At 44.5% G+C, this 2,002-nt stretch carries 2 protein-coding genes; both read left to right on the top strand.

What is annotated here, in order from left to right:
- The coding region (locus AC1DUA_RS35295) for an AAA family ATPase (RefSeq protein WP_477504174.1) at positions 1-465 on the top strand (465 nt) is incomplete at its 5' end.
- A 16-nt stretch (positions 466-481) separates the two neighbouring features.
- Entirely contained in the window at positions 482-1,702 is a 1,221-nt protein-coding gene (locus AC1DUA_RS35300) for an ABC transporter permease (protein WP_477504175.1), read from the top strand.
- Positions 1,703-2,002 lie beyond the last annotated feature (300 nt).

Raw genomic sequence — 2,002 nt, forward strand, 5'->3', positions numbered from 1 at the left:
CTGTATGATGAGTTGACGTTGTGGGAGCACATGGAATTCGCTGCTTCTGTTTATGAACTGGATCGAACCGTGTTTCTGGAGCGTGCGGATGATCTCTTGCACAGGTTTCGGCTGTTGGATGAGAAGCATCAATTACCAGGCAAATTCTCCAAAGGGATGCAGCAGAAAATCATGCTGATCCTGGGCTTTTTGAATAAACCAGACGTGTATATTGTGGATGAGCCCTTCATTGGATTAGATCCGAAGGCGATCAAGGATTTTATTGAGATGTTGGATGAGGAGCGTAAGCGGGGTGCTGGGATTTTGATGAGTACCCATGTTTTAGATACAGCAGAACGGATTTGCACCTCATTTGTGCTTCTGTCAGGCGGCAGATTGGTGGCTAATGGATCCCTGAAGGACATTCAAGAACAATGCGGCATGCCGGACGCGCCTTTATTCGACTGCTTCCATTCCTTACTATAGAGAGGGGGACCGTACTTTGAAAAATAGCTCTCAGCTTTTTGCACGGCGGGTTCGATCGGATTGGTTATTTCAGTATAAAGTGTTACGCATGGCGGTGGATTGGGTTATTGCGATCTATTTTGTCATTCCGCTGATTATTGTGGCTGGTTATCAATACTACTCTTGGTGGGCTACACAGCCTTCTTGGTTTAGCTTTATCACGCTGTTTTTGGTGGGCACGGTCTTTTATTTGTTCACTTGGTTCGGAACGATTCGGTATTTTGTTGAGGAAGGCGATCAGCTTTTCCTTCGGCAGAACCAGAGGTGGTTTCAGCATCTCATGCATCTCGGGCATCGCTACTCCATTGTGCTGCATGGGTTTACAACGCTTCTTTTGGTGCTCGTTTTTCTTCCTTTACTTGTTCAGACGTATGGTTTTCGTGCGCCCCAGATTATTTCCTTGTGGTTGATTACCTATCTGCTGAAAATTAATTTAGGCTTGCTTCGCCAACTGGTAACCCTTCGTATGCAGGGAATCCTCCATTGGATACTGCGGATCGTTGCTTTTGTAGGGCTGTTCTTCGTATTTCAAAAGCTGGATGCGGCGGTCAGTCAGAACGCGCTTTATATATGGGCTGTTCTGCTGCTTCTTCTCGTACTGGCTGTGTTTTTAAGCAAAATACGATTGCAAGAGAAAGGTGCCTTCTTCGCAGATATCGCCAGAGAGCGAGACTCGCGGATGCGGATTGTTTCTTTGATGTTAATTCGTGTTACGGAGCGGAAAAGAAAGCCGAAACGGAAGCGCCCTCTTTTATTCAAAAATTCGCAGCGCTTGTTTAAGGGGAAAGGCGCCGATAACGGAATCGCTGATTTATTAGTGAAATCCTTTTTTAGAAACGGGACACAGTGGAAGTATACGATACAGTTTACCGCTCTGATTAGTGCGGCAATGTTTATAATGCCGGGACCTTTAAAAATTGTGATCTGGATTGTTGCCGCATGCGCGTTGGTATTTTGGAGAAAATCATTTTGTAAAGGCGAACTAGCGACGCCGTTTTTAACCCTTTTTCCTATCCAGGATACAGCGAAACATCAAGCTCTCCAATTATCGACACCTATACTTGTGCTGCCTGCGCTGATTCTGATAAGCCTGTTCCTCGGTATCTCTTTCTTCACTTGGTGGGGACCCATATTGATGATCGGGGCTGCAATTCCTTTGGCTTATGGGACTTCTTCTGTTTTTACAAGCTGGTATTGAGTAGTGAGTGTACGCTATAGACGAAAAGAACAACGCGGTAGAATACTGCGTTGTTCTTTTTTTCGTAGGCTTGAATGTCTATTTAGAGGTTGTATTCCTTCTTGAACCATGGTATATTGCTAATCTGTCGTTCAAAGGCAGGTTAAATAGCACTCAGAAACATGTCGAAAAAAGAATTAAAAAAAATGCTTGCAAATCAAATTTCGACATGGTATATTACTTCTCGCTGCTCCGGTAACACGGCAGAGAGCGAAAGAAAATTGATCTTTGAAAACTGAACAACGAGTGAGTAAGCACAGT

It is taken from the genome of Paenibacillus sp. 01T422 (assembly GCF_056398785.1).